This window comes from Arcanobacterium sp. S3PF19 (assembly GCF_000758825.1).
Taxonomy (GTDB): Bacteria; Actinomycetota; Actinomycetes; order Actinomycetales; family Actinomycetaceae; genus Arcanobacterium_A.
The window spans coordinates 153,131-180,022 of the sequence record NZ_JRMX01000013.1; the positions used below are offsets into that span (position 1 = coordinate 153,131).

Genomic DNA, 26,892 nt, shown 5'->3' on the forward strand with positions numbered 1-26,892 from the left:
TGTGTAACATATACTCGTAGATATATACCCAGAGAAGGACAAGAAATTCGATGACCTATATTATTGCGTTGCCGTGTGTTGATGTGAAAGATCGGGCGTGTGTTGACGAATGCCCGGTGGACTGTATTTACGAAGGGGAACGCACTTTATATATTCATCCCGACGAATGTGTGGACTGCGGCGCCTGCGAGCCGGTATGTCCGACGGAGGCAATCTACTACGAAGACGATCTGCCCGAGGAATGGTCGGTATATGCCGATGTGAACGCCGAATTTTTCGACGGGATCGGATCTCCCGGCGGTGCGTCGAAGATGGGCGTGATTCCCAAAGACCATCCCTACATTAAAGATCTGCCCCCGCAGAACTGAGGCGGAAACGGGTCTGCGCCTTAAGTTTTCAGTCCCACAGATCGGTGAGCGAAATTCCGATCTGTGCCAGAAGAGTTCGCAAAAGCGGCAGAGACAGACCGATTATGCCGTGGCAGTCGCCCTCGGTTCTTTCGATAAAGGGCCCTCCCCGGCCTTCGAGCGTGAAGGATCCGGCGACTTCGAGCGGTTCGCCCGTGGCAATATAGGCATCGATTTCCCGATCGGTGAAATCGGCAAAATACACGGACGCCTGCGATACGCCTTCGGCGCGTTTTCCCGTTTTCAGATCCGCAACGCAGTGCCCCGTGTAAAGCTGCCCCGATTTTCCGCTCATTGCCCGCAGACGTTCCCGGGCGACGGCCGGGGTATGCGGCTTTCCCAATATCTCTCCGTTGAAATAAAACATGGAATCGCACCCGATTACGACGCGCGGGTGACACGCACGGGGATCTGCCGCCTTTTCCCGCGTTACCCGCCGGATAACGTTTTCGGTTTTGGCTGTGGCCAGGATCTGCACCCGGGATGCGGCGGGCAGGGAAGAGCCGGCCCGTTCTGCCTCCGCTTCGGCTTTTTGCAGCAGCGCTTCTTCGTCCACGTCCGAGACGATCCGCAGCGGAGTGATTCCGGCGTTTTTCAGGAGTCTGCAGCGTGCCGGGGATTGGGATGCGAGAATAACTTTTGCCATTTTTCTTCCTGGGATGTGGGCGGACACCTTCGCTTATACCGACTTTAGCAGGTTAAATCGAAATAACAATAGTTATCGGCGGAAGAAATGTGTTATTCTGTTCTGTGTGACTCTAGGCACAGGATCTGAAATGGGTGGGCGGCAGAAAATGGTGGAAAAGCACGTTTTGCGCCTGCTTGGCGGAGAAGAAAAATACGACGCGTATGAGCTTGCCGCACTGTTGGGCACGGATGTGGAATTTGTGCAGAAATTCTGGCGTGCCATGGGATTCCCCGTGATTCGCAAACCCGATACGAAGGTGTTTACCGACTATGATCTGGATGTGATGCGCGCACATCTGCGAATGAGAGACAGCGGCCTTGCCGATATGGATACTCTGAATTCTCTGATCCGTGCCCAGTCGCACCTGGCAGACAGAATGGTGCTCTGGCAGCACGAGGCCCTTGTGCAGGAATTTATCGGACGCTACGGTGTGGACGACGTCACCGCACGCTCCATGGTTTTGGAGCGTATCGACGATTACGAAGAATTTTTGGTATATCAGATGAAGTATGCCTGGCGCCGGCATTTGGCGTCGCTGCTGCGGCGCTCGGAAACGGAGTTGGAGGAGCGCAGCGGCGTTTTTGAAGACCGTCTTATGCTGCGCCGTGCTTTTGGCTTTGTCGATCTGGTTTCCTTTACGCACCGCTCCGGCGAACTTTCTCCCCATGCGCTGGTCGATTTCATTCAGACTTTCGAGTTCACCTGCCGCGACGTAATTTCCACCTATGGTGCCCGGGTGGTGAAAATGGTGGGGGACGCGGTACTTTACATTGCCGACGATCTGGATACCGGGATCACGGTGGTGGACGGCATTGTGCGGGCCCTGCGCGCGAATCCGCAGATGCCCGATGTGCGCGCCTCGCTTGTCTGGGGCGGGGTTGTTTCGCGTTTCGGGGATATTTTCGGGCCGAAAGTAAATCTCGCCTCGCGTCTGTGCAATGTGGCTCCGGTGAACGGTATTCTGGTCGACATACAGACTGCCCGGGCACTGCAGGCCCTGGACGGCGAAAAGTATCGGGTGGAACGGTATGAAATTCCGGAGCTGCAGGGAATCGGCGCGATCGAAGCGGCAAAAGTGGAATTATTGCATTCTTGAAGAATTCTTTACTAAAATTATGACATAGTGTCGCATCAGCGGCTGTATTGTGTGTCGAGAAGGTAAATATGACGAACGTTCTCCTTGTGGAAGACGACAGGGCAATTGCCGATCCCCTTGTGCGTGCGCTTGCCCGTGAGGGGTATGCCGTTTCGCAGGCGGATACGGGCGAATCTGCTTTGCGGCAGATGGCGCACGGGTTGGATCTGGTGATATTGGATTTGGGTCTGCCCGATATCGACGGTTTGGATGTGGCGCGAAAAACGCGGCAGCTCGGTTTTGAATTTCCGATTCTGATTCTGACCGCCCGTGCCGAAGAAGTCGATATGGTGGTGGGACTGGATGCCGGCGCCGACGACTATGTGACGAAACCTTTCCGCCTGGCCGAACTGTTGGCCCGGGTGCGTGCCCTGCTGCGCCGCGGCGGGGGAAAATCCCCGTCCGACAAACCTCTTGCGGCGCAGGATGTGCAGGTAGACCCGCAGGCACACCGCGTTTTTGTGGGAGAAAAGGAAATACGGCTTACCGGTAAGGAATTTGATCTGCTTGCCGCGCTGCTGCGTTCCGCCGGTGAGGCCGTGCCGCGCGACCGGCTGCTGCGGGAGGTGTGGGGAAGCGAAAAAGATATCGCCACCAAGAAATTGGATATGCATATATCCTGGCTGCGCCGAAAACTGGGTGACGACGTTGCCAAACCGCATTACATCACGACCGTGCGGGGTCTCGGATTCCGTTTTGAAGTGTAGCGTGACCGGGTGCGGCGGCGTGCGATTCGGCTGATTTCGGCAGCGGTTCTTCTCACAGTGCTGTTTGTGGGGATTCCCACGCTTGCGCTGATGCTTTCGAATATGTGGTCGGAAGCGCAGACGCAGCTGGAAGCGCGGGCAAAAACCGTTGCCCTGAGTATTGACGCATACGGCAGCCGGGGAGTGCCGGTCGATACGCGGATATTGGAGCATTACGCTCCGGCGTCCGATTCGTATCCGATGCATATTTCGTATCGGACGGATACGGGAAAGGTGTATACCGCGGGAGCGCAGGCCGGCGGCGGTCTGCTTTCCGCCGCGCAGCACACGTATTTTGGCGGCACGGTAACGGTGTCCATGCCGCGCAGCGTACTTTTGGCCCGCTCTTTTTGGCTGATTTTCACTGCTGCCTGTTTGTTTCTTGCGGCCTACGGAGTGGGGATTGCCGTTGCGCTGCGCCAGTCGCGAAGAATTTCCGCGCCCCTGATTTATCTCGCGGCCTCTGCCGAACAGGTGGGTGCGGGGCAGGTACGTCCAAAAATAAAGCGTTCCGGAATCGAGGAAATTGATCTGGTAAGTCAGGAACTGGAACGGACGGCCGACCGGGTTGCCGGCAGAATTGCCGCCGAGCGCCAGTTTGCCGCCGCCGCCGCGCATCAGCTGCGCACCCCTTTGACGGCTTTAAGTATGCGTGTGGAAGAAATTCAGTATCTGAGCGAAAACGAAGCGGTGAGCGAAGAAGCGGAAAAAGCTTTGGAGCAGACGGAACGGCTTTCGGGCGTGATTGACGATCTGATGGCAAATTCGCGCCGGCAGACGCTGGGAAATATGGAGGCGATCACTCCCGATGATATTTTCCATCAGCAGAGTGACGAATGGGACAATATCTTTGCTTCTGCGGGGCGCGGGATTAAATTCAAAATCGAAACCGACGCGGTGGTGTTGGCAACGCCCGGCGCAGTGGCCCAGATTCTGGCGACCCTGATTGAGAACTCGCTGAAATACGGTGCGGGCACGACGCTGGTCAAAGCGGGAAAATCGGCGCAGACGGTGGTGATTAAGGTCAGCGACGAGGGAGAAGGCGTGAGCGGGGAAATTGCGCCCGTAATTTTTCAGCGCGGATTTTCCACCGGCGGCTCCACGGGAATCGGCCTGGCCGTGGCGAAGGAACTGGCGGAAAATTTGGGCGGACGCCTGGAACTGACCAGACAGAAGCCGGCGGAGTTCACTTTGACGCTGAAAGCGATTCCCGCATCTTTGGATCCGCATCTTCTGGTGCCGCAGGGCGCCGTTTACAGTGCCGGAATCCGCAGGCACCGGCGTTAAAACGCACGGCACCGGCAAAAGATAAATTTCCGGCGGCGCGATTCCCGCCGCCCTTAGTGCCGGGCGCGGACAGTGAGGGTTTTGTATTTCTCCGGCGTGGCCTCGCCTTTGGCAAGGTCGGCCCAGAAACGCTCTATCGTGTTCGGATCAAGGCGGACGGTTGATCCCACTCCGCCCGGAAAATAGCTGAGGCTGGAGATCGGAGGCGTGCCGATCTGCCCCTGCGGCCCGAGAGCCTCTTTCAGTGTCAGGCCCGCATTCAGCACCGTACGCAGAGAATCGTTGGTGTCGACGGTGAGAATTTCGGCTCCTGCCAATACCAGCCGGCGCTGGCCCGGCGGATTTAAAAACATCCGGGGCGAAACGGCTTTGCGCAAAATTGCGGAAATGACCTGCTGTTGGCGCTGTGTGCGGCCGATGTCGCCAAGCGGATCCTTATAGCGCATCCGGGAAAAAGCCAGAGCGCCCTTTCCGTCGGTGTCGTGGCAGCCGGCTTTCCAGTTCATCCCGGAGTAGGGGTCGTTCACATCGCGTCCGTAACACAGGTTTATGCCGCCGACCGCATCCGTGAGAGCCACCACGCCGTCCATGCCGATCTGCAGATAGTGGTCAATTTTCATTCCCGTCAGTTTTTCCACCGTTTGGACCAGAAGCATCGGGCCGCCGGCGGCGAAAGAAGAATTGATTTTGTTTTTTCTGTGGCCGGGAATTTCCACGTAAGAATCTCTGGGCAGCGAAAGCAGGGTTACTTTTCCGTTGTCCGCTTTATGCAGAAGCATAATCGAATCGGAGCGTTCGTTGGGCGTGCCGTCGGCAACGGCGGTCCCGCGCTTATCCGAACCGACAATAAGATACGTTTCGCCGGCGGTGTCGGGCGCGTCGCTGAGCGCGGCGGTATGCCCCAAAGAGGTACTTCCCAGCCAATACAGATAAACACACCATCCCACTGCAAGAAGCAGGAGGAATATAACCGTGCCCAGGATTTTTCTGCCCGGATGCCGCTTTTTTCCCGCCAATGCCCGCCGAATGCCGCGGTTATTTTCCCGTCCTTCGGGAGAAAATGCGGCCGGCGTGCCGGGTGCGTGCATTTCCCCGTGCATTTCGGGGGGAAAACTGCGCGGCGCAAAATTGGCGGAATAGGACGGATCGCGCACCCCATTTTCCCCGCTTTCCGGGAATACGGGATAAACGGGTGCCTCCGCGCTCTCTTTTCCGCCGACTATTTTCGCTCCCTCACGGCTTGGCCTCCTGCGTGTGCCGCGGGGAAGAAAGACCGGCGGATCGGTATCCTCACGGCCGTTCACTGCCGCTGCCTATTCTGTTTTTTGCCGGCCGGGGAAGTGTCTTTGTTTTGCCGGTCTCTGTTTCGGTTTTCGGTGTCGGATATCCTGCTGCCGTCGGCATTCTGCGGATTTTTTATTTCTTCGGGAATCGGTTTGTCGCGGCGCAGCGAATCCCATACGAGTTTTGCGTTCTCCGCGGGAATCACCCGGTTGCCGAGAGGAACAAAGGGCATGGTGACAAAATTAAGATCCGACTGTTTTATATGGCGCATGGAGTATAAAAATCCGCTCAGCCAGTCGAAATCCCCCAGGCCCTGCGACGTGTCCAGATTTTTGCTGATTGCCTTCACGATTTTGTAGAAACCGGGCAAATCCGAGAAAAGATTCATATGCGAGACCTTATGAAATACTTTTCCCACAAATTCCTGCTGCCGCCCGATACGGGAGATATCCGATCCGTCTCCCAGGGATTTGCGGGCCCGCGTAAAGGCCAATGCCTGTCCGCCGTCCAAAACATGGCATCCCGCGGGAATATCCAGACCCGCATAGCGGTCGCGGACTCTCTCGTCGAAACACATCTCCACGCCGCCGATGGCATTGACCACGTCCTGGAAAGAAACGAAATCCAAAACCACATAGCCGTCAATCAGCACGTCGGTAAGTTTCTCCACGGTCTGCAGGGTGCAGGTGGCTGCGGCATTGACGTCGCCGCCGGCACCGCCGATCATAAACGCGCTGTTGAAGATGGCACCGGTTCGGGCGGGCGTGTGTCTGCCGTTGGGCAGGGTGCAGGAGGGAATATCCACGAGCGTGTCGCGCGGGATGGAAACAACGTCCACGCGTTTGCGGTTTGCGCTGATATGGGCAAGCATTGCCGTATCGGAGCGCATTCCCTCCACGCCGTCCCTGAAAGAGCCGGCGTTTTTCCCCGAGCGGCTGTCTGACCCAAGAAGCAGGATGTTTATCGGCTGACCTTCTTTTTGGTCCAGCGGCACCGCGGTGGACGGGCGTGCGTTGTTGATCAGAGACGTGAAGTCGTGCTGCCTGATATTTCCCTGAAGATGGCGGTAAATCGTGGCAAATGCGGATACGGCGCACAAAAGCAGACAGAGAAGAGTTACCGCCCCGCCGCGGATTATTTTCCGGGTGGCGGAAAGAAGCTGCCTGTGGCCGGGTATTGCCGGGGATTCACGAATAAACACATAGAACATTCTACTGTCTGTTTCCCTAAAATAAGGATATTTGGGATTTTTCTTCCAACTGTGAACTATTTGGCATTTCTTCGCCCGTCCGCCGGGCCTTCGCCGCCCGGGGCATATTCTTCAGCCGGCGGCGAAGGGCGCCCGGCGGGATCCGCACCGTGCGCGCCGTTTTCTTTATTCCTTACGCGCAGCAGGCTGCGCAGGTCCTCCGTTGCCGAAAGAACCGTGCCGGCAAAAATCAGAATACAGCACACAATTTCTTTTCCCGTCGGAAAGGAAAACATCCACAGCGAGGTATATATCAGTGCCCATGCGCAGTAGGAGATGTTCAGTGCCGTCGCTTTTGCCGCGCCCACAAGGCTGATGGCTCTGTAATAGAAAAGATAGGAGGCAACGCCCGCCGCGGCCGCGGCTGCCACAAGCAGTGTCGGTGCGGCGGTAACCGCTTTCCCGACAAATGGGAATCCGCCCGTCGCCGGAATAACGGCGCAGGCATATACGGCCGTGCCGGTAACTTCGCGGATGCACAGGGCGGTTTCGCAGTCCAGTTCTTCGGTTCCGCGCAGACTCCAGGCCAAAAAAACGGCTTCCGAGCCCCAGCCGAAGACGCATATCAGTGCCCCCGCAATACCGATTGCCGCATTGCCTCCCGGGCCTGCGGCCGTGCCCGATGTTCCGATTGCAATAATCCCGCCCAGTGCCGCAAGAAGAGCGGCGCCGCGGATAAGGGAAAATGATTCCCTGAGAAACACAACCGCCAGAAAAGTGCCGCAGGCGGGATAAAAAGCCGAGATAATTGCGGTGTGTGCGGCTCCGATATTGTTAATTGCGGCCAGATAGCCGCTCATGCCGATCGGGCCTCCGAGCAGTGCGCCGATCATAACGGCACGTGCGCCGCGCGTTTTCAGGGCACGCGGAAGCAGACGCATTTTTCCCCGCACGGTAAGGAAAACAATCAGAATCAGCGAACAGATCAAATCGTGCATAAAAGCCGAACAGAGGGAAGCCTGCGGCGAATCGGAAAACGGGGAGAAGGCAAATGCCAGTCCCAGAATGAATGTGTCCAGTCCCCAGAGTGCGCCGCTGAAAAATCCGTTTTTCATTAATGCTCCTTTGTGTTCAGGGCACTTTGCCTATGCCTGTTTTGCGGTCGGTGTGTCCGCGTCCTGCCACACGGGCGCGACACCTGTTTTGTACCACCGGAGAATTTTGGGCGCGTAGCGTTCGGCGTAGCTGAAATAGGTGTAGAGCCATTCGTCTACTTTTTCGCCTTCGGATTCTTTGACGAGCGACCAGACGTACCAGCACCATCCGGCAAAGACTACGTATGCCCAGAAATGCCGGCGTTCTTTTTCCTCCGCGGCGCGCCCGAAATAATAGTCGATACACGCATTGGCGCGGGTTTCGTCCAGACTGCAGCAGACGCAGAAAGTGCCGAAGTCCCCGGCGATATCGGACATCCCCGCATATTCCCAGTCGATCAGGTTAAGGGTGTCGTGCACGTCGAGAAGAAAATTGTGCGTAAAGAAGTCGTTGTGGGAGATACGGAGCGGAAATCCGTCCGCATCCGCAAAGGCTTTCAGTTCCGCAACCTGTTTTTTCAGTTCGGCGTAGCCGGGGATGTCTATCTTTTTGCGTTCGCCCAGAATTTTTTCGTAGCGCAGGCTTTCCCGATAAAAATCAAATTCCCGGGGGAGAACCGCCCCGCTTTCGTGCAGCTTTCTGCACATCTGCATGGCGCGGCGCAGATGCCCGGCGTTGTTTGCGTCCAAAGAGCGGGCATTGGGAATGAAACGCGATATTTTCCATCCTTTTTCTTCATCCTCGTAAATGAACGTGCTGTCCAGCCCCAGGTCGCGTGCCGTGCGCAGAGCCGTGTTTTCGCTTTTGCGGTCGATCATTCTGTCGGTTCCCGCTCCCGGATGGCGGTAGACGTATTCTTTTCCGTTTACCGTAAAATGGCAGGAAAGGTTCGTCAGGCCCTGTTTAAGCGGAAAAAATCCGCCGATTTCCTCTTTTTTGCAGCGGAGTACGGCGCAGATGTTGTCGAATATCTCCGAATCCACATTTTTCATAAAATCCGGATCGAAGTTGCGCAGCTCATCCGGGGAGTCAAACTCTTTTATCACGTCGCTGCCGTAGAGGCGGGCAGTCATGTTCAGTTCTTTGATATGCTCGACGTAAATCTGTTCCCAGAGCTTGGGCGCGGTTTCCGGTCTGTGGTAGACGTTTTCCAGAATTTCCGTGAATTTTTTGGAGAAAGCGCGGTCGAAATAGACGTGTCCGAGCATGATTTCGCAGTCCCGTCCCCCGATTTCGACTTTGGTGATCCGCCGCCGCGGCCCGCAGGTGACGCACCATTCGCCGGTTTCTCCCTCTACGTGCTGCACTGCGTAGAAAGCTCCGTAAACGTAATGTTCGAACGGATTTTCCGTGAAATAGTTGTCGGAAGAGCAGATGTAGGTGTTGCCGAGTTTTTCGCGTACCAGGTAAAGCGTGGAGTTGTTGTTGCGGACAGCGTATTCGCAGTTGACGGCGATTTTTACCCCGTAGCGGGCAGCCAGATAAAAGAAGTATTCTTTTTTGTACCCCACGACGACGGTGATATCGGTGATGCCCGCGGCGTGCAGCTGTCTGATCTGCCGTTCGATCAGCACTTCGCCGCGCACGCGCAGCAGTCCTTTGGGCAGCTCATAGGAGATCGGGGCGAAACGCGAGGAAAGTCCGGCCGCCATGATCACCGCGTTCTGCACTTCGTAGGGCTTAAGCGCCTCCATTGCGGCTTCGGTGATCCGGTTTCCGCCAATATATCCGCGTTTTTTCGCTTCGCCGAGGGCAGCATTCACGCTCCCCAAAGACAGACCCGTGGCTTCGCACAGCTGCCGCTGTGTGGCCGGTTTGTTGCTCTGTGCCAGTTCGCGCAGAACGGAAAAGAGTGGGTGGCTGAGATTCATTGCGGCTCCCTGTGAACGGAAATAACGGCAGAGACCGTTCGCAAATCCGCGTTAGAAGCAGAAAATTGAACGTTCAATTTTTATTATATTCAATAAAATACTGAACGCAAGTGTTTGGGAAACAAAATTATGTGATCTGCGCCCGGCGCGCGGAATGTGCCAGACCAAAGGACGCAATAACGAAAAACAGCAGGAAAACTATCAGCATCGAAGCGTCGTACAAAACAGCCGCGCCGAACATCCCGCGGCTTTTTACGATACCGCGGAAGAAATAGGCAAATGCCGCCGCCGCGGCATAGACGGGGAAAATGTATTTCTGCCTGCGCATAGTTACAATCGCATAATAGAAAATAATTCCCAAAGCGTTAAACAGTCCGCCGAGCAGCAGAATCAGCAGTTCGGCCCGGTATCTGCCCAGATCCGTTCCGTACAGAGCCCCGAGCAGTTCGACTCCCCAAAGCCGGGCGACAATCAGCGTAACCGCAGCCGCCGCCGTAACCGAAAAGATACCTTTGCCGACGATGCTGCGGAAACGGGTTAAATTGCGCTGCGTAAACGTCACCGCCATTTCGGTCAGAAGAGGTTTAAACACAAATCCGCTCAGCAGATTAATCACCAGAGAGGGCATAAACAAAATCGCATACACCGCCTGCGCTTCGCGCGACAGATACAGATCGATCGCATATCGGGGGGCATTTGTCAGATACACAAGCAGAAACGAACCGACAAAAAGCGGCAGGCACGCCCAAAATATTCCCGCCATGGGCCGGAGGGCAAAGGAGGGAACCGGGGCCGCGAAGCGCCGCGCATAAGGGATATTCGCAAAGAAAAAAACGGCGAAAGAAACTATGCACGCTGCGAGGCACGATACCGTAAGATTTCCCGTACACACCGCGCACAGGCAGAACACGGCCAGCTGCGCAAGAAGCCGGAAAAAGAACGCACGCCCTGCCAGATCCAAGCGCCCGTGCTGCTGAAACATTCCGTGAAAGACGTCTTCGAAAGCGTCAAAGACTTTCATGATTACGATCAGCGCAACGGTGATCGCCTCGCCGGTGAATCCGTTGTCGCAGAACGTATACCCGGCAACACACAGAAGCATAATCAGACAGCTGAAATAACGTGCGCCGAGATAGGCGGCAAAACTGAAACGTTCCCCGGTGTCGGTAGCCTGAAACGAACGGATCTCAAAATGCCCGATCACCTGAAACTGCTGCGAAAGGGCAAATGCAATGGAAAACAGTCCCGCTTCGTAAACACCCAAAACACGGGCGATCACGAGCACAAACAATGCGCTCGAAAGCGCATTCATCGCGCTGGCAAGGGTATTCCAAAAATAATTTCGTTTCAGCTGCGCACTGCTCTGTTCAATCTGCAAGGAACGGCCTTTCTGCCTGTGGGTGCGGAAAACTATTCGCCCGCGGCCGGGGCGCCGTAACCGCCGAAATCGAGCCGCGAAGGATAGTGGTTTTTCCTCTGTTCCTTAGGCGGCAGCTGCATATAGTCGCCAAAACCGCGGGTCAGCAGGGTGTCATATTCTTTTGGCAGGCTCACGGTAATATTTTCAAAAGGGACACGCAGCGGCGGATAGGCTTCGCCGCGGGTGACAGCCCAGGCAAACGGATTGCGGTCCATGAAATCAACATAGACGTCCGTGTTTTCGTTTTCCGCCATGCGCGCGGTTTTCTCCCACAGCCGGTGCAGCAGGGACGGGGATACGTGCAGCACTTTCATTGCCGTATAAGCCAGGCGGCAGATACCGGATATCACACCGCCCAGAGGGGAAGGCACGTTTATATGCGGACGGGGAGTGCCGCGCAGAAACACGAGACGCGCCAGCAGCCAGGCAAGACGTTTTTGCAGCGCAAAACGTATTGGATTCGATGCGGGCCTGTCCAGGGCGAATACTCCGATTCCGATCGGATAGCGGAAAGGGCAGCCGTCGAATTCCTCGGGCACGCAAAGCGTGCCGCGCAGTGAAAAATTGGCGTTGCAGGCAGGGAAATGCGGTGTGTTCCGTCCGCTGAAAATTGCGTATTCGCCGCCCATTACCTTCGGTGCCGCGCGCATGAAGCGTTCGTAGTCTTCCCTGAACATCGCGACATCGACATCGTCGTCCCAGGGCACAAAACCGTGATGCCGCACCGCGCCGATGGCGGTGCCGCCGTAGACGAAATAATCGATTTTCAGCTCCGCGCAGATTCTGTCGAATTCTCCCAGAATCCCTGTTGTGACCAGCTGCAGTCTGCGCAGTTCATCCGGTTTGTACTGCCTGTAAGCCATTGAGTCATCTCGCAATCAATATCGGAACCCGAAATATGCCAAAATACCGTGGGGCGGGATTTGCCGAGTGTACCGCCCGCAGCTCCACACGGCTATATTAGTATAGCGTGTATCGGAACAACGAACTTAAGGCGGGAAGAAGTGTTTAGGGAAAACGGGCACACATTTGTGATCTGCGCATACCGGGAAAGTGAGTATCTGGAAGAATGCATCCGCTCTTTGCGCGCGCAGAGCAGAAAAAGCCGGATAGCGGCGGTCACGTCCACGCCCAATGCGCATATCGAAAACCTGTGCAAAAAATACGGGGTCGATCTGCACGTAAACAACACAGACAGGCACGGTATCGACGGTGACTGGAATTTTGCGCTGAGTATTGCGCGCACGCCGCTGGTAACCATCGCCCACCAGGACGATGTGTACCGCCCGCGGTATACGGAGAATATGCTGGCCTGCATGAACGCCGCAAAAAATCCGCTGCTGTATTTCTGCAACTACTGCGAGCTGCGCGACGGAAAGCAAATGCGAAGCAATATGCTTCTGCGGGTCAAACGGCTGCTCCTGCTGCCGCTGCGTCTGCATCTTCCGGGCTCTCTTCGGGCGGTGAAACGCCTGACGCTTGCTTTCGGCAATCCGATCTGCTGCCCTTCGTGTACTTTTTATCTCCCCGCCCTGCGCCTGCCTCTGTTTGAACCCGGATTCGAAACCGATCTGGACTGGCAGGCGTGGGAAAAGCTGAGCCGTGTGCCCGGGGCGTTTACCTACTGCCCCGAAGTGCTGATGTGCCACCGGATCCATGCGGAATCGGAAACTTCGCGCCTGATAGAAAACAGCGTGCGCACGAAAGAAGATCTGGCCATGTTTGCGAAATTCTGGCCGCTGCCGGTTGCCAAAATGCTCAACCGGTTCTATGTCGGGGCACAGAAAAGCAATCGGCTTTAGACGCGGGGTATTTGGCGGACACGAAAAATCCTGCCGGGCGAAGGCGGCGGGCGCGCGGCGCATCCGCCGGATATTTTTCCCGGACGCCGGATTACAGTAAACTCAAAAGCAGCAGTGAACGATGTTGAAGAGGTCGGTTTGAAACTACGTATTGCAACGGTGGCATTTAATCCCGGCACGGAGATCGAGACGATGGTCCGCAGCATTTCCGCCGGTTTGGGGCAGCTCGCCACAGACAGCGATTTTTGCTGCGACACGGTTATTGTGAATAACGGGCGGGAATCCTCCGTTTTGGACGCCCTGCGCAGACGCTGCGGCGTGCGGATCGTCAGTGCCGAAACCAATCTGGGATACGGGCGGGCAATCAATCTGGCGGCACGGGATTTTGCGGGCGACTGGCTGCTGATCGTAAATCCGGATGTCGAATTTAAGCCGGGTGCAATTGCCACGCTGCTTGCGCACGCTCTGCGTCACAGCAGGGGGGCCGTATTCGGACCGAAAATTCTGACACCCGAGGGGCAGACCTACCCTTCCGCACGGCGTTTTCCGCGCATCGTTTCGGGCATGGGCCATGCACTGCTGGGCACGCTCTGGCCCGCAAACCCCTTTACGCGGCATTACCAAAACCTGCTCCGCACAGACAGAGACACGCGCACGGACTGGCTTTCCGGGGCGTGCCTGCTGGTGCGGATGGACGTATTTCGCGAGGTGGGCGGATTTGATCCGGGCTATTTCATGTTTTTTGAAGACACACAGCTCGGAGAGGACGTTGCCGCGCACGGATGGGAATCGGTTTATGTGCCTGCCGCCGTGGTCTGTCACGATCAGGGAAAATCATGGCGCAGCAGACCCAGGGAAATGCTGTATGCACATCACGCATCGGCGCTGCGGTATCTCGGTAGAGTGTACAGCCGTCCGTGGCAGTTTCCGCTGCGCGTGCTGTTTGCGCTGGGACTGAAACTGAGGGTTTTGATTTTAACCGAAATGAAATGTGCGCCGGGCGGAAAACGGCGGAAAATCGGTGTTTATTTAAGGAGAAACAATGAAAATTCGTGAACTGAAAGTGCCGGGTGCGTTTGAGATTACGCCGGTGCTGCATCCGGACGCGCGCGGAGTGTTTCTGGAGGCATACAAGGCCGCGGAATTGGAGAAGGCTCTCGGTCACGCGCTGGATCTGAAACAGGCCAATACTTCCGTTTCCTCCGCCGGTGTGGTGCGCGGAATCCATTTTGCCGATGTGCCGCCGAGCCAGGCGAAATACGTGATGTGTGCCCGCGGCGCGGTATTGGATATCGCCGTGGACATCAGGGTCGGATCCCCGACTTTCGGTGTCTGGGATTCGGTGCTGCTGGACGACGTTCACCGCCGTGCCATTTATCTTGCCGAAGGTCTGGGCCACGCATTCATGGCACTGGAAGATGATTCGACGGTGGTTTATCTGTGTTCGGAGGGATACAACCCCGGGCGCGAACACGGCATTTCCCCGCTGGACCCGACGGTGGGGATCGTCTTTCCCACGGTCACTCCCGCAGGAAAACCGATTAAACCCCTGCTGAGCGAGAAAGACACCGCCGCGCCCACGCTGAATGAAGCCCGGGAGAAGGGTCTGCTTCCCGTATGGGAAGAATGCCTTGGCTATTACGCGCAGCTGAACGGGAAGTAAACAGGCCCTGCGCAGCTGTCCGGCAAAAGTTTTCCCCGCAGACCGCCCGGTCTGCGGGGAAAAGTATTTTCGGCAGCGTACCCTTTACTGCCCGTTGGCGCGGTAGCGCGCCTCCACTTCCTCTTTCTGTGCCCGCCACCACGCTTCGTTGTCGCGGTACCACTTAATAGTCTGCCGCAGACCGTCGCGGAAATCGGTGTAATGCGGATGCCAGCCCAGTTCCTCAACCAGTTTTGTGTTGTCGATGGCATAGCGCTGGTCGTGCCCCGGCCGGTCGTTCACGTGTTCAAAATCATTCGGGTCAAGACCGAATTCTTCCAAAATCATCTTCGTGACCTGCAGATTGCTGAGTTCGCCGTTGGCGCCGATCAGGTATGTTTCCCCGATGCGTCCCCTGTTGATAATGTCCCACACGGCGGTGTTGTGGTCGAGCACGTGAATCCAGTCCCGGATCTGCTCGCCCGTGCCGTAAATACGCGGCCTGATCCCGTCCATCAGGTTGGTGACGGTGCGCGGAATAAACTTTTCGATGTGCTGATACGGGCCGTAATTATTCGAGCAGTTGGAAATCGTGGCGGCGATTCCGAAAGAACGTACCCATGCCCGTACGAGATGGTCGGAGCTTGCCTTGGAAGCCGAGTACGGAGAAGACGGAATGTAGGGGTCGCCCGGCTTAAATTTGCGTTTTTCCCCGATTTTCAGGTCTCCGTAAACTTCGTCGGTCGAAATGTGGTGCAGACGGGTGCCGTGTTTGCGCACGGCTTCCAGCAGCGTGAAAGTGCCGACGATGTTGGATTTGATAAAGGGCCAGGGGCCTTTGAGGGAATTGTCGTTGTGCGACTCGGCCGCGAAATGTACCACGACGTCGGCTTCTCCCACCAGCGGCTCCACGGTGTCGTAATCGGCAACGTCCCCCTGAACCAGCTTTACCCGCTCCAGACCCGCAATCGAATTTTTATTTCCCGCATACGTGAGCTTGTCTAAAACGGTGACTTCGGCGTCGGGCATGGTCTGCACCGTCGTATGCACGAAATTGGCGCCGATAAAGCCGGCTCCGCCGGTGACCAAAACTTTCATTTAAACTCCTTTATTGTTTCGGACTAAACGGTACTTGCGGGCAAACCGGCCGGAGAAAACAAAACCGGTGCGCAACATCCCCAACCAGTCTAGCGCAATGCGCCGCTTTTGTCGGTGATGCCGTCGGCAATTCCGCGAAGCACGAAGCGGCGGCGCTCGCGGCTGTTATCTGCAAAAATAGAGTTGTAAAGGGAAAATTTGAGCAGCCAGAACAGATAACCGATTTTCCAGTGGCGGTTAAGCAGTCCCGATTTAACCAAAAGAAGGGTGTTTCTGGTGAGATAGTAGCACCGAAATGGTTTATGCAGATGGGCGGGCTGCCGGCGCAGCGGTATTTTTCGCGTGCCTTCGCCGAGAGTATGGGGCAAAACGGTATCCGCGGCCACAAATGTGCGGTAGTGTTTCTTCCGTGCGCGCAGACACCACTCCAGATCCACGTGGTCGATGAAATAAGATTCATTCATCAAACCGACCGTCTTCAGGGCAGAAACGGGGATCAGGCATCCGGAGGCGAGAAGAAAAGCGGTTTCCACGGTGTCGTGCGCGAACGCTTCGGCCGGGGCGCGGCGCGGACCCCATTTTGTGCTTACGTAAACGAGATCGTCCCCGTGTCTGTGGCTGTCTTTGATGTGCGGGCCCACGGCGCCCGGCAGGTCCCGGCCAAAGCGTGCTTTTTCTTTTTCGCGGAAATAGCAGCGCAGGAGACGGGAGATCAGATCAGGGTAGGGCAGGGAATCCTGGTCGGAAAGAAGAACGAAATCGGCGCCGGCGGCGATTGCTTTTTTGATTCCGACATTCTGCGCGTAGGCAATTCCCATATTTTTCGCCAGCCGCACTATTTCCGTGTTGCGGTTTTGTTCCCCGTTTTTCAGATTTGCGAAATTTTCCGGCCGGGAGGCGTTGTCTACCACCGTTACCTTCGTGCTCTGCGCGCTGAGCACGGAGATCAGTTTCCCTATCCCGGCAGAGGGGTTGTAGGTCACGATTATGCAGTGAACCTTCTGCTGCGGGGCGTCTTCGCTTTGGATTTCTTTCATAATACATAATAATATATGTGAACGTTGCAATTATGTGGCAGACTTACTTTGTCTGCATGTAAGGCTGAAGACAATTGGGTACTCTGACGGCACCTATCATGCGGTGAGGAGCGTTATGAAAAATAACAGTACCGGCGGTATGGATACTGTGAACGGGCACGGTGCGGACTGCGGAAAAGATGCCTTCGCCGTCAAAGGCAAAATTCCGCTGCAGGATATCAGACCGAAGATGTCGCCGGCACGGCAGTGGAACCTGATTCTGAATTTTTCGGGGCGCGACCTAAAAGCAAAATTCAACGGTACCTTGCTCGGATGGCTCTGGTCTTTGGTTGTTCCCCTGTCAACACTGATTATTTACTCACTGGTGTTCTCCGTTGTTTTCAGAATGCAGCCGCCGGCTTTGGGAAACGGCAGAGAGGGAATCTTTGCCATCTGGCTTTTCGCAGGGCTGATTATGTGGTCTTTCTTCTCTTCGTCGATAAACGGGGGAATGAATGCGCTCACTTCCTCCGGCGGACTTCTCTCAAAAATCTATTTTCCCGCCTATGCGCCCGTGCTGGGCTCCGGTTTGGCCGTCGGGATTCAGTCCCTTATCGAAGTGGGCATTTTGATGGCTGCTTTTATTGTGGTTGCCAATATCGGATGGACGTGGCTCCTTGCCCTGCCGGCGCTGATGTTTTTTGTGATTTTCACGCAGTCGCTGGCGGTGATCCTGGCAATTTTAAACATATTTGCCCGCGATCTGGCGCATTTGGTGAACGTTGCCCTGCAGCTGCTGTTTTACATGACGCCCATCATCTATTCCCCCGAGTTTCTGCCGCAGTCCTGGAAAGGCATTCCCCTGCGCGCCATAATCGAAGCCAATCCGTTGGCGGAGTTTGTGACTTTATTCAGAAATAATGTTTATGATTTGACTGTGGGAGATGCGCGCCGGTGGGTGGCGGCAGTGCTTTGGTCACTGGCGATGTATGCCCTGAGTGTATTGGTATTTAAGAAATACGGCGGAGATTTGGCGGAGCAGATTTAATGGCGGATACAGCAATTTCGGTGCGGAACGTAACAAAGTATTTTACCGTACACACAGAATCCCGGTCCACGGTCAAAGAACGTTTTGTGCGCGGCGGATCTTTGGGAAAGCACACTTTTAAGGCCCTGGATAATGTGAGTTTCGACATTCCGCGCGGTTCGACGTTCGGTCTTGTCGGCCACAACGGTTCCGGCAAATCCACGATGCTGAAAATACTGGCCGGCGTTTACCGCGCCACGGAAGGCCGCGTAAAAGTGGACGGCCGGGTATCGGCACTTCTGGAACTGGGCGCGGGTTTTCACGGGGAACTTACGGGCAGGGAAAATGTCTATCTCAACGGCGCAATTTTGGGCTTAAGCAAGAAAGAAATCAATTACCGGATCGATAAAATTATTGAGTTTGCCGATATCGGGGATTTTATCGACGCCCCGGTGAAAATCTATTCTTCCGGGATGACGGTCCGTCTGGGGTTCGCGGTTGCCGTTACGCTCGATCCGGAAATTCTGATCGTAGACGAGATAATTGCGGTCGGGGATGAGGATTTTCAGCGCAAATGCTTCGATTACCTTTTTGACCTGCGGAAAAAGGGAACCACCATCGCATTGGTCACGCATTCCCTCGGACTGGCTTCCCAGCTCTGCGACGGGGCAGTGTGGCTCGACGGCGGAAAGGCGCGGATGTCCGGTGAGGTAAACGCAGTCATCGACGGATATCTCTCGCAGGTAAACAAAATAGAATTTCAGCGCAGGGAAACTGCCGGCGCCGTCCCCGCCGCGGATGCCAAGTTTGCTTCCAGACAGGGATCCGGGGAAGTGCGGGTTTCCGGCGTGGAAATACTGACCGGCGATGCGCGCCCGACGCCTTTTGCCTACACGGGGGAAAGCCATATTCTCCGCATTTACGTGGAATGCGGAAAAGCGGTTTCCAATGTGGAAGTCGGTTTGGGCTTCATCACCGAAGGGGGAGTGTTTCTGGCAGGGCCGAATTCCGTGGCGTCTTCCGAACTGCGTTATTCTTTTTCGCCCGGGAAGGGCTATATCGACTACCGTTTGGATCCTTTGGATATTCTTCCCGGGAATTATTACATCACGACGGCGCTCACGGACTCGGGGCACACATACGATTATGCCGACCGGGAAACATCACTGATCGTGCGCGCAAAGGAAACAGTGCGCGAGCCCGGTCTGATGCGGATGCACGGGCACTGGTCGGAACTTACGGAGCAGGGGAAGTGAAAGAATGAGGATGGAGGAAGAAGAGATCCGTCTTTTGCGCGCAACCGTGACGGAGCAGCGCCGGCAGCTGCGTCGGCTAAGCCGGGAGCTGGATAAAAAAGACGAAGAGATCGGCGTTCTGAAAGAAAAACTGATTATTGCCACGGATCAGGTGTTGGAAATGCGCAGCTCCCCTTCGTGGAAAATTACCCGTCCCCTGCGTCTGATAAGAATGATGAGACGATGAACGGCATTTTCGGCGCCGGCCGTGCGGAAAAACACGCACGCTTCCTCTCCCGTTTTTTCCGCCGTCCCGTTTCCCGTCCCCTCGTTTTGGAGACGGCTCCCGGGCTGCGGATCGAAAAAGGGGATGTTTCCCGCCTTGCGGCATATGACCGGATTGCGCTGGTGGCCGGTTATTCCCAAACGGAACGGCAGTCGCGCTCAACGTTTGCCTATCTTAACGAATTGGCAGAATCCGGTTTCGGCGTACTGTATATCAGCACCTGCGAAAGTGCGAAGCCGTTGGAGTTTGCGCGCCCTCTGCCCGACTGCGTGCTGATCGCCCGCCGGCCGAACGTCGGATACGATTTCGGCTCCTGGGCCGTGGCCCTGCACGCGTATCCCGATCTGGCGCGTAAACCGTATGTGCTGCTGACCAACGATTCCATGCTGGGTCCGTTTGCGCCTCTTTCCGATCTTCTGGGAAACGCGTGCCGTACCCTGCGTGCCGATGTGCTGGCGGCTACGATGTCGAAGCAGATCGTGACACATCTGCAGAGCTTTTTCCTTCTGTTTCGCGGCGGGATACTGGCCGATCCGCAGCTGGGAATGTTCTTTGCACGGGTGCGCAGGGAAGCGGCAAAAGAAGATGTGGTAAAACACTACGAGTTGGAGCTGATGCGGATTTTGAATTATCTGGGCTATTCTTTCAGCGTTCTTTATCCGCCGGGGATGCTCGGCTGCGGTTCGCAGAATCCGACTCTGGCGTCCTGGAAGCGTCTTTTGGACGAAGGATGGCCGTTTGTGAAAAAAACAATTCTGCGCGAACCGCAGTGCGCCGCGGACGGAAAAGACGTGGCGCGGACCGTGGCGCGGAAATTCCATACCGATATCAATGAGTGGGTGTAAAATGCGGAAAATCACGAAAGCGGGCGTAAAGCGGCGTCTGGGGATGTACGGGATGCGCGGACGTTTGGCCCTGGCGGAAATGATTGAGACCGGGGATTTTCCCGGGCGGGGGAGAAATACGCCCGTTACCGATTTTCGCAGGTGGGTGAGGAGTTTTGACGGCAGACGCGATGAGGGATTCCCGCAGGAGTGGCGCACGGACAGGCGTTTGCCTTTCGCAAACCCCGCCCGCGTGGCTGTGGTGATGCACGTCTTTTATCCGGAGCTTGTGGACGAGATTGTTTCTTATCTGGAGAACATCCCGGTGGAATTTGATCTTCTGGTCACCAATTCTTCGGGCCGGGAAATTTCCGCAGACCGTTTTCGCTGCCGTTCGGGGAAACTGAACAATGTGGCGGTGCTGAAAGCCGATAACCACGGGCGCGATATCTTCCCCCTGGTGCAGCTGGTGAATGCGGGATTTCTGGATCCCTACGAGCTGCTGATCAAAGTCCATACCAAAAAAAGTGCCTGGCGCGCCGGGCACGCCGCGCTTGCCGGCGACGGCGAGTCCTGGAAACGGGAGCTGCTCGGCGGATTACTGGGCAGCAAAGAACGCGTAACCGAAATTTTGCAGGCGTTTGCCTGCGATCCGCATCTGGGAATGCTCACGGTTGAGGGAAACATTGTGGGCGCGGAGCATTGGGGCGGAGACCGGAGAAACGTTGCCGAACTGCTGAAGCGGCTGCAAATGACGCCGGGCAATCCGAAGGATCTGCAGTTTCCCGCCGGGTCGATGTATGTGGCACGCGGTTTTGCCGTGCAGGGCCTGCGGGCACTGTGCCTGAATAAAGAGGACTTTGAGAGCGAAGCAGGCCAGATAGACGGAACGACGGCTCATGCGCTTGAGCGGATGATGGGAATTTTAACCCTGGAGGCGGGTCTGAAACTTGGCGACACCTCGGATCTGCGCCCGGCGGAGGACGATTCGTGGAAGCGTTTCGCGCTTAATGCCGAACGGGTATCCCGCGCCGTCACAGTTCCGTTCTATCTGCCGCAGTTCCATCCCAACCGGGAAAATGACCGCTGGTGGGGAAAAGGCTTTACGGAATGGACAAACGTCACCCGGGCAAAACCCGTATTTTTGGGACACCACCAACCGGGTCTGCCCTCCGAACTTGGCTATTACGATCTGCGTCTGGACAGCGTGCGCGACGCGCAGCAGTCTTTGGCGGCTGAACACGGCATTGCCGGGTTTATGTATTATTACTACTGGTTTTCGGGGAAAAGACTGCTGAATCTGCCGATTGAAAGACTGCGCTCCTCGGATACCGAAACGCCGTTTTGCTTTATGTGGGCGAACGAAAACTGGACGCGCAGCTGGGACGGGCGTGACGCGGATGTGATTATGGGTCAGGACTATTCGGCCGTGCCCGCGGAGGAATTTATCGACGATATTCTCGAATTCCTGCTTGACCGGCGTTATCTTCGGCTCAACGGGAAGGCGGTGCTGGCGGTGTACCGCCCCGCGCAGATTCCCGATTTTGCCGGCGTGGTTGCACGCTGGCGGGAGAAGGCGCGTGCGGCGGGGGCCGGTGAACTGCTGATTCTCGCCGTGGAAGTGGCAAAGCAGTTTGACGGTCTGGGAGCCGGCTGGGATGAGCCCGGTGTGGACGGAACACTGATGTTTCCGCCGCATAATCTGACGTGGGACGGTGTTTCGATGCAGAAAATGCGCCCGGACAGGCGTTTCCGGGGGCGTTTTCTGAGCTACCGCAAAATTGCCGCCCGCGCAATCCGAAAAATTTGGGCGCTGGATCCGAGGCAGTATCCGGGAGTCATGGTCAATTTTGACAATACCGCGCGCAGGCAGTGGAAATCGGATATTTGGTGGGGGTCAAATCCCTATACGTTCCACCGGTGGCTGCTTGCGTGTGTGGATTCCGTGGCAGACCGGGATGCGGCGGACCGGCTTGTGTTTGTCAATGCCTGGAACGAATGGGCCGAGGGCGCCGTTTTGGAGCCCACCGCGCGTTACGGAAGAACCTATCTGCAGGCCGTGCGTAACGTGCTGTGGTCTTGATTTCAACATTTTGGGGACGGAAAAAGGGGAAAGCGATGCATCCGGTGAAAACCAAATATACGAAGTACGTGTACGCTCTGGGGCTGATCTGCGTTTTCCTTTCCGGTCTGGCGTGGGTGCTGGCATCTCCCATCGGCGGATCGCCTGACGACGACTACCACATGGGATCGATTTGGTGCCCGCGGGGAACGGATACCTGTGAGACGAAAATCGTCCGCGGGCAGCCGGAGAAAATGGTTCCCGAGCCCGTGGCGCGCGCATCTTCGTGCCATGCTTTCCATCCGGAGCGGTCGGGAGAGTGTACAAACCGCTACCGCGACGGGGTAAAGGCGCCCACCGCACGTTACGACAGAGGCACATATCCGCCCGGATATTACCGTTTTCAGCATCTTTTTGTGCGCCCCGACGTCGGCACTTCCGTGCTGCTGATGCGCACGGTCAATCTGCTGATCGCGGTGGCTCTGCTGGGAACGCTTGCCGTTACGGTTCCTTCCCGGTTCCGCGAACATTATCTGCTTGCGATGCTGGTTTCCTGGATTCCGATGGGGTGGTATTTTATTGCTTCGATCAATCCCAGCTCGTGGGCGATTGTGGGTGTTTTCGTTTATGCTGCGGCACTGTTTTCCTCGCTGTGGGGCACAGGGAAAATGCGGTGGGTCAATTTGGCATTGGCGCTGCCCGGCGCGGTGCTCGCAGTCACTTCGCGCGGCGATTCCGCATTTTATCTTTTCGTGGTGACGCTGGCGCTTGTTTTTGCCGTTCCCCGAAAAAGATGGAAACTGCCGCACGTGGTTTTGGGCGCGGTGCTGAGCGTCGCCGGCGTGCTGATTATGTTTTCCGCCGGCCAGTCCACAACCGTGGTCAAAGGATCGGTGCAGCACAATGCGGACTTTTTTAAAACTCTGCGGCAGTCGCTGCTGTTTTTCGGCGAGTATTTTGCCGGTTTTTTTGGCAGGAACCGCGGGCCGGGCTGGTTTGACGTTTCGTTGGACGGCCCGGTGACGATTTACGCGCTGATCCTTTTCGGAGCCGTTTTGCTGACCGCGATCAGGTCCGGTTCCCTGCGGAAATGGCTTTCCGCGGCGGTTGTCCTGGGCACGATATTTGCGGTGCCGATGATGTCCGTGCTCAAAGGAATGACCGCCCATTACATCATGTATCAGCCGCGCTATATGCTTCCTTTGCTGGCTGTGCTGATGTTTTTGCTGCTTGCGGGCAAAGCACGGGAAAAAATTATTTTTTCGCCGGTGCAGCTCGGTTTCCTCTTCTTCGGTTTCGCGCTGGTTCATGCTCTCAGCCTGCGTCTGACGCTGTGGCGTTACGTTTCCGGCCTCGACAACGTCTATACCGTGCCGTTTAATCTGGACGCGAACATCAGATGGTGGTGGAATATCCCGGTTTCTCCCTTCCGGGTGTGGATCATCTCTTCGCTGCTGTTTGCGGCCGCGCTGTGTCTCTTTGCCGCCGTTTTGCGCGTGTCGGGCGCACAGCCGAAACAGGGTGGGCAAACAGGTGCGGAAACGGATCCCCGGTGTGCCCCCACCGCTTTGAAAGAGCCGGTATCTGCGCTGCCGGCAGCCGAAATTTCCGCGGCGGAAAATCCGCCGGCCTGTTAATCTCCTGCCGGCCGGCGCAGCGCCGCCCTCACCGCTTTGACCGTCCGGGTTCCGATTTGGGCGAAAATCAGGGAGAGGAAGCACGCCGGTACAATATTCAGCCACAGGGGCATTGCCCCGCCTTGCGGAAAGTGGCGGGAGAAGAAAAATACCAGAGCCTGCTGCACGGGGAAACCCCAGAGGAAAATTCCGTATGAGTAATCCTGTTTTGCGCTGAAAGAATCGAAAATATGTTTCGTTCCCCATCCGAACCAGAAGCAGAGGTAGGGAAAGAACACCAGCATTGCGGCCAGGTCGTATCCGAAGGAGCAGCCGAGGAAAAAGCAGACTCCGGATACCGCGGCTATCAGGGGAGAAAGCGGTATGCGGTCGCGGAAAACCCAGATCTCCATTCCCAGGCAGAACTCCAGTACCGCGCGTACCGCGCTGAGCATGAAGCCGCCGCCGAAAACGGCGTAGAGACACGCTGCCGCGATCAGGACGGCGAAAAGAAAAAGCATTATCCGTCTGCCGAAGCCGGTGATTTTGAATACGGCAAAGCAGAACAGATAGCATACGAACTGAACCGACAGTACCCATAAAGAGCCGTTGACCACGTCCGGATAGGGATTTGCCCCAAATACGCCGGGCAGCGTATGTATCGGAAACAGAACGCAGTTAAGCAGATAACGGTAGGTTTGGGGAGAGGAAAAATATGCGGCCGGAGTGAGATCGCTTATAAACACACCTGCCAGAATTACGCACAGACAGACGCATAGGGCAAGTTCGGGGAAAATGCGCAAAACGCGGCGGCGGAAGAATTCGCTGAATTTCCGGTGCCGTTCGCAGCTTTTCGCAATAAGGAAACCGCTGTACAGAAAGAATACCGCCACGGCAATCCCGCCTACGCTCAGGCGGTTGCCGCTTACCCTGTCAAACCATGTGCCGGGGTTGTCCGGGCCCTGCGTAATGCTGAAAGAATGGGAAAAAATCACGCCCAGCGCGGCGAGAACGCGAATCAGATTGAGATTGTTGTGCCTCCCGTGGAGACACCGGGAAAGTTTCTTCGTGTTGCGGGAAAAATATGTGCCCATTGCCCTGTTTCGCTGTCTTCGTTCGGATCTTTCTTTGCCCCGGCGGCGGTCAGCCCTCTGCGGGCCGCTCTGTTTTATTTTCCAGTTCTTCGACCCGGTTTTTGAGCAGAGCGATTTCTTCCGTCAGCCGGCGGTTTGTTTCCTTGTTTTTTGAAAGATCAATGCTGAATTGCAGGCAGATCAGCAGCAGAAAAATTCCCGCCAGGAAAAAGCCCAAATTCAGCGGAACAATGACCCCCGCCATTTGCGACAGCCTGCGCAGCGTGTTGGGAAAAACGGAAATTATCAGCACGGCGGCGCCGATCACCGTCCACCAGTGGGCGTAGCGTTCCTTCATGTGGTAGGTGCGCAGACTGCGGAAAATCAAAACAAATACAATCAGCGAAAAAACTATGCCCAGATAATAAGTGCTATTCATGTATGGTCCTATGTGTTTTGCGCGTAACCGCAATTGCCAATGCGAATACCGCTCTGAACAGGTATTTTGCGGACTGGTACGGATTATGTGAGGGTGTGCCGCCCATGCGTTTGCGCATCTTTACGGGCACTTCGGCAATTTTTGCCCCGGAGCGGGAGGCAATCACCAGAGACTCCAATGTGTCGCCCAGATACTCCGCCGGAAAATCCGTGGCAAAAAGGGCAATCAGGGGTTTGGAGGCAAGCTTGAAACCGGAAGTGGTGTCGGTAAGCTTCGTTTTGCAGATATGCGACAGCGTTTTGGATAAGACTTTCATGGCCCATTTTCTCGGTCCGTGCACGTCGTATCCCGTTTCCTGCGCAAAGCGCGATCCGATTACCAGGTCAAGACCGTCTTCCGTTGCTTTTCGGATCATCGCCGGGATATTGCGCGCATCATGCTGACCGTCTGCGTCCACCTGCACGGCCCAGTCGAAATCATGCCGGCGGGCGTATAAATAGCCTGCCCGCATTGCGCCGCCGACGCCCAGATTTACCGGCAGGTCGAGCAGCTGTACGCCCTGTGAACGCGCAACCTGCGCCGTGTTGTCCTCGGATCCGTCCGAAACAACAAGTATCGTGCTTTGCGGCAGGTGCCCCCGGATTTCCGCGCATACGGCAGCCAGAGATTTTTCTTCGTTATAAGCAGGGATGATTACCAGTACTTTTTCTTTCAAAAAAACTCCTTTACGCATTGAAAGCCCGTATGCGGGTGCGGGCTATGCCCGGGCGGAGGCGGGATCCTCCGGCACAAGCACGGTATCTGCCGCCGCGTGCCATCTTTCCCGCCAGTCTCCGATCGGTTCGATACCGATTTTACGCAGTTCGCCGTGGGCAAGTGCGGAAAAGGAGGGGCGCTTTGCGGGCCTGTCGAATGCGGCGGCGGTGGTTTCCAGAACCATTGACGGGTCTTTCCCCACTGCCTTCATGATTTCTTTGGTGAATCCGTTCCAGGAAGTCTTTCCGCAGCTGGTGCCGTGGTAAATCCCGGTCGGCGCTTTGGCCTGTGCCAGGCGCACAATCAGATCGGCCAGATCCACGGTCCATGTGGGCTGCCCCACTTCGTCCGTTACGACTTTTAGCGTATCATGGCTCTGCGCCAGCCGAACCATCGTCTTTGGGAAACAGTTCCCGAATCTGCCGTAAAGCCATGCGGTGCGTACGATCAGATAGTCTTTTGTGTAGGTCTGCACCGCCCATTCTCCCGCGGCTTTTGTGCGCCCGTAGGCGGAGAGGGGATCGGGGGCGTCGTATTCGTTCCAGGGCGTTGTGCCGTCTCCGCGAAATACGTAATCGGTGGAAACCTGTATCAGCCGCGCGCCCGTTTGCGCGCATCTGCGCGCCAGATTCGCTGCTCCCGTGGCATTGACCCGAAAAGCTGTGCCTTCGTTTTCCTCGGCGGGATCAACGGCGGTGAAAGCCGCACAGTTAACGACTATGTCCTGCCCGGGCGTGAGCGCGCCCTGTACGGACGCGGCATCCGTAATGTCGATATCGCCCAGATCCAGGGCCGTTATTTCGTATCCCTCCCGCTTCACACGGGTAATCAGATCCGTTCCCAGCATTCCTTTGGCGCCGACAATTGTCCACTTCATATATTTCACTTCCTGTT

General features: G+C 56.2%; 26 protein-coding genes. 13 read left to right on the forward strand and 13 right to left on the reverse strand.

The features are described 5' to 3' along the window. The first annotated feature begins 50 nt into the window (after positions 1 to 50). Positions 51 to 368 (forward strand): ferredoxin, encoded by a 318-nt coding sequence (fdxA, locus tag HMPREF1631_RS03290; protein WP_034232424.1) that lies wholly within the window; start codon positions 51 to 53, stop codon positions 366 to 368. Positions 369 to 396: 28 nt separating this feature from the next. Here fdxA and HMPREF1631_RS03295 read toward each other — a convergent pair whose 3' ends face one another. Continuing rightward, a complete protein-coding gene (locus HMPREF1631_RS03295; protein ID WP_034232427.1) occupies positions 397 to 1,053 on the reverse strand; it encodes a nucleoside triphosphate pyrophosphatase in 657 nt (218 codons plus the stop codon). Between the two features lie 130 nt (positions 1,054 to 1,183). On the opposite strand from HMPREF1631_RS03295, the gene HMPREF1631_RS03300 reads away from it, so the two are divergent. The 3 genes from HMPREF1631_RS03300 to HMPREF1631_RS03310 all read left to right on the forward strand — a co-directional run bounded on the left by HMPREF1631_RS03300 (position 1,184) and on the right by HMPREF1631_RS03310 (position 4,263). Beyond that, positions 1,184 to 2,191, forward strand: coding sequence for an adenylate/guanylate cyclase domain-containing protein (locus tag HMPREF1631_RS03300; protein ID WP_034232430.1), 1,008 nt, complete (start codon positions 1,184 to 1,186; stop codon positions 2,189 to 2,191). A 68-nt stretch (positions 2,192 to 2,259) separates the two neighbouring features. Beyond that, positions 2,260 to 2,937: a response regulator transcription factor gene (locus HMPREF1631_RS03305; protein ID WP_034232433.1), complete on the forward strand. Its 678-nt coding sequence runs from the start codon at positions 2,260 to 2,262 to the stop codon at positions 2,935 to 2,937. Between the two features lie 9 nt (positions 2,938 to 2,946). After that, on the forward strand, positions 2,947 to 4,263 hold the full coding sequence (locus tag HMPREF1631_RS03310; protein ID WP_034232436.1) for an ATP-binding protein: 1,317 nt from the start codon (positions 2,947 to 2,949) through the stop codon (positions 4,261 to 4,263). Positions 4,264 to 4,316: 53 nt separating this feature from the next. Here HMPREF1631_RS03310 and HMPREF1631_RS03315 read toward each other — a convergent pair whose 3' ends face one another. The 6 genes from HMPREF1631_RS03315 to HMPREF1631_RS03340 all read right to left on the reverse strand — a co-directional run bounded on the left by HMPREF1631_RS03315 (position 4,317) and on the right by HMPREF1631_RS03340 (position 11,985). Further along, a complete protein-coding gene (locus tag HMPREF1631_RS03315; RefSeq protein ID WP_156956213.1) occupies positions 4,317 to 5,567 on the reverse strand; it encodes an LCP family protein in 1,251 nt (416 codons plus the stop codon). After that, positions 5,564 to 6,748, reverse strand: a complete 1,185-nt coding sequence (locus HMPREF1631_RS03320) for an LCP family protein (RefSeq protein WP_198017360.1) — start codon at positions 6,746 to 6,748, stop codon at positions 5,564 to 5,566. Before HMPREF1631_RS03320 ends, HMPREF1631_RS03315 begins: the two co-directional genes overlap by 4 nt. Positions 6,749 to 6,813: 65 nt before the next feature. Next, entirely contained in the window at positions 6,814 to 7,851 is a 1,038-nt protein-coding gene (locus HMPREF1631_RS03325; protein WP_084707382.1) for a DMT family transporter, read from the reverse strand. Positions 7,852 to 7,881: 30 nt separating this feature from the next. Next, the gene (locus HMPREF1631_RS03330) at positions 7,882 to 9,702 is read right to left on the reverse strand and encodes a phosphotransferase (protein WP_034232439.1); all 1,821 of its coding nucleotides are present in this window, start codon (positions 9,700 to 9,702) and stop codon (positions 7,882 to 7,884) included. Between the two features lie 127 nt (positions 9,703 to 9,829). Next, a complete protein-coding gene (locus HMPREF1631_RS03335; protein ID WP_034232440.1) occupies positions 9,830 to 11,080 on the reverse strand; it encodes a lipopolysaccharide biosynthesis protein in 1,251 nt (416 codons plus the stop codon). Between the two features lie 32 nt (positions 11,081 to 11,112). After that, positions 11,113 to 11,985 (reverse strand): phosphorylcholine transferase LicD, encoded by an 873-nt coding sequence (locus HMPREF1631_RS03340; protein ID WP_034232442.1) that lies wholly within the window; start codon positions 11,983 to 11,985, stop codon positions 11,113 to 11,115. A gap of 141 nt (positions 11,986 to 12,126) precedes the next feature. Here HMPREF1631_RS03340 and HMPREF1631_RS03345 point away from each other — a divergent pair, with 141 nt between their 5' ends. From HMPREF1631_RS03345 to HMPREF1631_RS03355, 3 genes are all read left to right on the forward strand, one after another. After that, positions 12,127 to 12,924, forward strand: coding sequence for a glycosyltransferase (locus HMPREF1631_RS03345; protein ID WP_034232445.1), 798 nt, complete (start codon positions 12,127 to 12,129; stop codon positions 12,922 to 12,924). A 114-nt stretch (positions 12,925 to 13,038) separates the two neighbouring features. Then, positions 13,039 to 13,980, forward strand: a complete 942-nt coding sequence (locus tag HMPREF1631_RS03350; protein ID WP_052047019.1) for a glycosyltransferase family 2 protein — start codon at positions 13,039 to 13,041, stop codon at positions 13,978 to 13,980. After that, positions 13,967 to 14,587 (forward strand): dTDP-4-dehydrorhamnose 3,5-epimerase family protein, encoded by a 621-nt coding sequence (locus HMPREF1631_RS03355; RefSeq protein ID WP_034232447.1) that lies wholly within the window; start codon positions 13,967 to 13,969, stop codon positions 14,585 to 14,587. The genes HMPREF1631_RS03350 and HMPREF1631_RS03355 overlap by 14 nt, the downstream gene beginning before the upstream one ends. 84 nt (positions 14,588 to 14,671) lie before the next feature. Here the strand turns inward: HMPREF1631_RS03355 and rfbB are convergent, their stop codons facing one another. After that, the gene (gene rfbB, locus HMPREF1631_RS03360) at positions 14,672 to 15,664 is read right to left on the reverse strand and encodes a dTDP-glucose 4,6-dehydratase (RefSeq protein WP_034232449.1); all 993 of its coding nucleotides are present in this window, start codon (positions 15,662 to 15,664) and stop codon (positions 14,672 to 14,674) included. A gap of 89 nt (positions 15,665 to 15,753) precedes the next feature. After that, positions 15,754 to 16,701 carry a glycosyltransferase family 2 protein gene (locus HMPREF1631_RS03365; RefSeq protein ID WP_052047020.1) on the reverse strand — a complete coding sequence of 316 codons (948 nt, stop codon included), beginning with the start codon at positions 16,699 to 16,701 and terminating at the stop codon, positions 15,754 to 15,756. A 115-nt stretch (positions 16,702 to 16,816) separates the two neighbouring features. On the opposite strand from HMPREF1631_RS03365, the gene HMPREF1631_RS03370 reads away from it, so the two are divergent. From HMPREF1631_RS03370 to HMPREF1631_RS03395, 6 genes are read left to right on the forward strand one after another with little or no spacing between them, the layout of a single operon-like run. Next, positions 16,817 to 17,728 carry an ABC transporter permease gene (locus tag HMPREF1631_RS03370; protein WP_232215416.1) on the forward strand — a complete coding sequence of 304 codons (912 nt, stop codon included), beginning with the start codon at positions 16,817 to 16,819 and terminating at the stop codon, positions 17,726 to 17,728. After that, positions 17,728 to 18,963, forward strand: coding sequence for an ABC transporter ATP-binding protein (locus HMPREF1631_RS03375; protein ID WP_034232451.1), 1,236 nt, complete (start codon positions 17,728 to 17,730; stop codon positions 18,961 to 18,963). Before HMPREF1631_RS03370 ends, HMPREF1631_RS03375 begins: the two co-directional genes overlap by 1 nt. Before the next feature lie 4 nt (positions 18,964 to 18,967). Continuing rightward, positions 18,968 to 19,189, forward strand: a complete 222-nt coding sequence (locus HMPREF1631_RS03380; RefSeq protein WP_156956214.1) for a hypothetical protein — start codon at positions 18,968 to 18,970, stop codon at positions 19,187 to 19,189. Then, positions 19,186 to 20,073, forward strand: coding sequence for a rhamnan synthesis F family protein (locus HMPREF1631_RS03385; protein WP_052047021.1), 888 nt, complete (start codon positions 19,186 to 19,188; stop codon positions 20,071 to 20,073). Before HMPREF1631_RS03380 ends, HMPREF1631_RS03385 begins: the two co-directional genes overlap by 4 nt. Position 20,074: 1 nt before the next feature. Continuing rightward, positions 20,075 to 22,135, forward strand: coding sequence for a glycoside hydrolase family 99-like domain-containing protein (locus HMPREF1631_RS03390; RefSeq protein ID WP_084707384.1), 2,061 nt, complete (start codon positions 20,075 to 20,077; stop codon positions 22,133 to 22,135). 35 nt (positions 22,136 to 22,170) lie between these two features. Continuing rightward, positions 22,171 to 23,751 carry a DUF2142 domain-containing protein gene (locus HMPREF1631_RS03395; protein ID WP_052047022.1) on the forward strand — a complete coding sequence of 527 codons (1,581 nt, stop codon included), beginning with the start codon at positions 22,171 to 22,173 and terminating at the stop codon, positions 23,749 to 23,751. Here HMPREF1631_RS03395 and HMPREF1631_RS03400 read toward each other — a convergent pair. From HMPREF1631_RS03400 to rfbD, 4 genes are read right to left on the reverse strand one after another with little or no spacing between them, the layout of a single operon-like run. Further along, the gene (locus HMPREF1631_RS03400) at positions 23,748 to 24,824 is read right to left on the reverse strand and encodes an acyltransferase (RefSeq protein ID WP_052047023.1); all 1,077 of its coding nucleotides are present in this window, start codon (positions 24,822 to 24,824) and stop codon (positions 23,748 to 23,750) included. The two genes, HMPREF1631_RS03395 and HMPREF1631_RS03400, sit on opposite strands and share 4 nt — an antisense overlap. Positions 24,825 to 24,873: 49 nt before the next feature. Further along, the gene (locus HMPREF1631_RS03405) at positions 24,874 to 25,242 is read right to left on the reverse strand and encodes a DUF2304 domain-containing protein (protein WP_034232455.1); all 369 of its coding nucleotides are present in this window, start codon (positions 25,240 to 25,242) and stop codon (positions 24,874 to 24,876) included. Then, positions 25,235 to 25,957 carry a glycosyltransferase family 2 protein gene (locus HMPREF1631_RS03410; protein WP_232215417.1) on the reverse strand — a complete coding sequence of 241 codons (723 nt, stop codon included), beginning with the start codon at positions 25,955 to 25,957 and terminating at the stop codon, positions 25,235 to 25,237. The genes HMPREF1631_RS03405 and HMPREF1631_RS03410 overlap by 8 nt, the downstream gene beginning before the upstream one ends. Positions 25,958 to 25,999: 42 nt before the next feature. Continuing rightward, entirely contained in the window at positions 26,000 to 26,875 is an 876-nt protein-coding gene (rfbD, locus tag HMPREF1631_RS03415; protein WP_034232458.1) for a dTDP-4-dehydrorhamnose reductase, read from the reverse strand. Between the last annotated feature and the right edge of the window lie 17 nt (positions 26,876 to 26,892).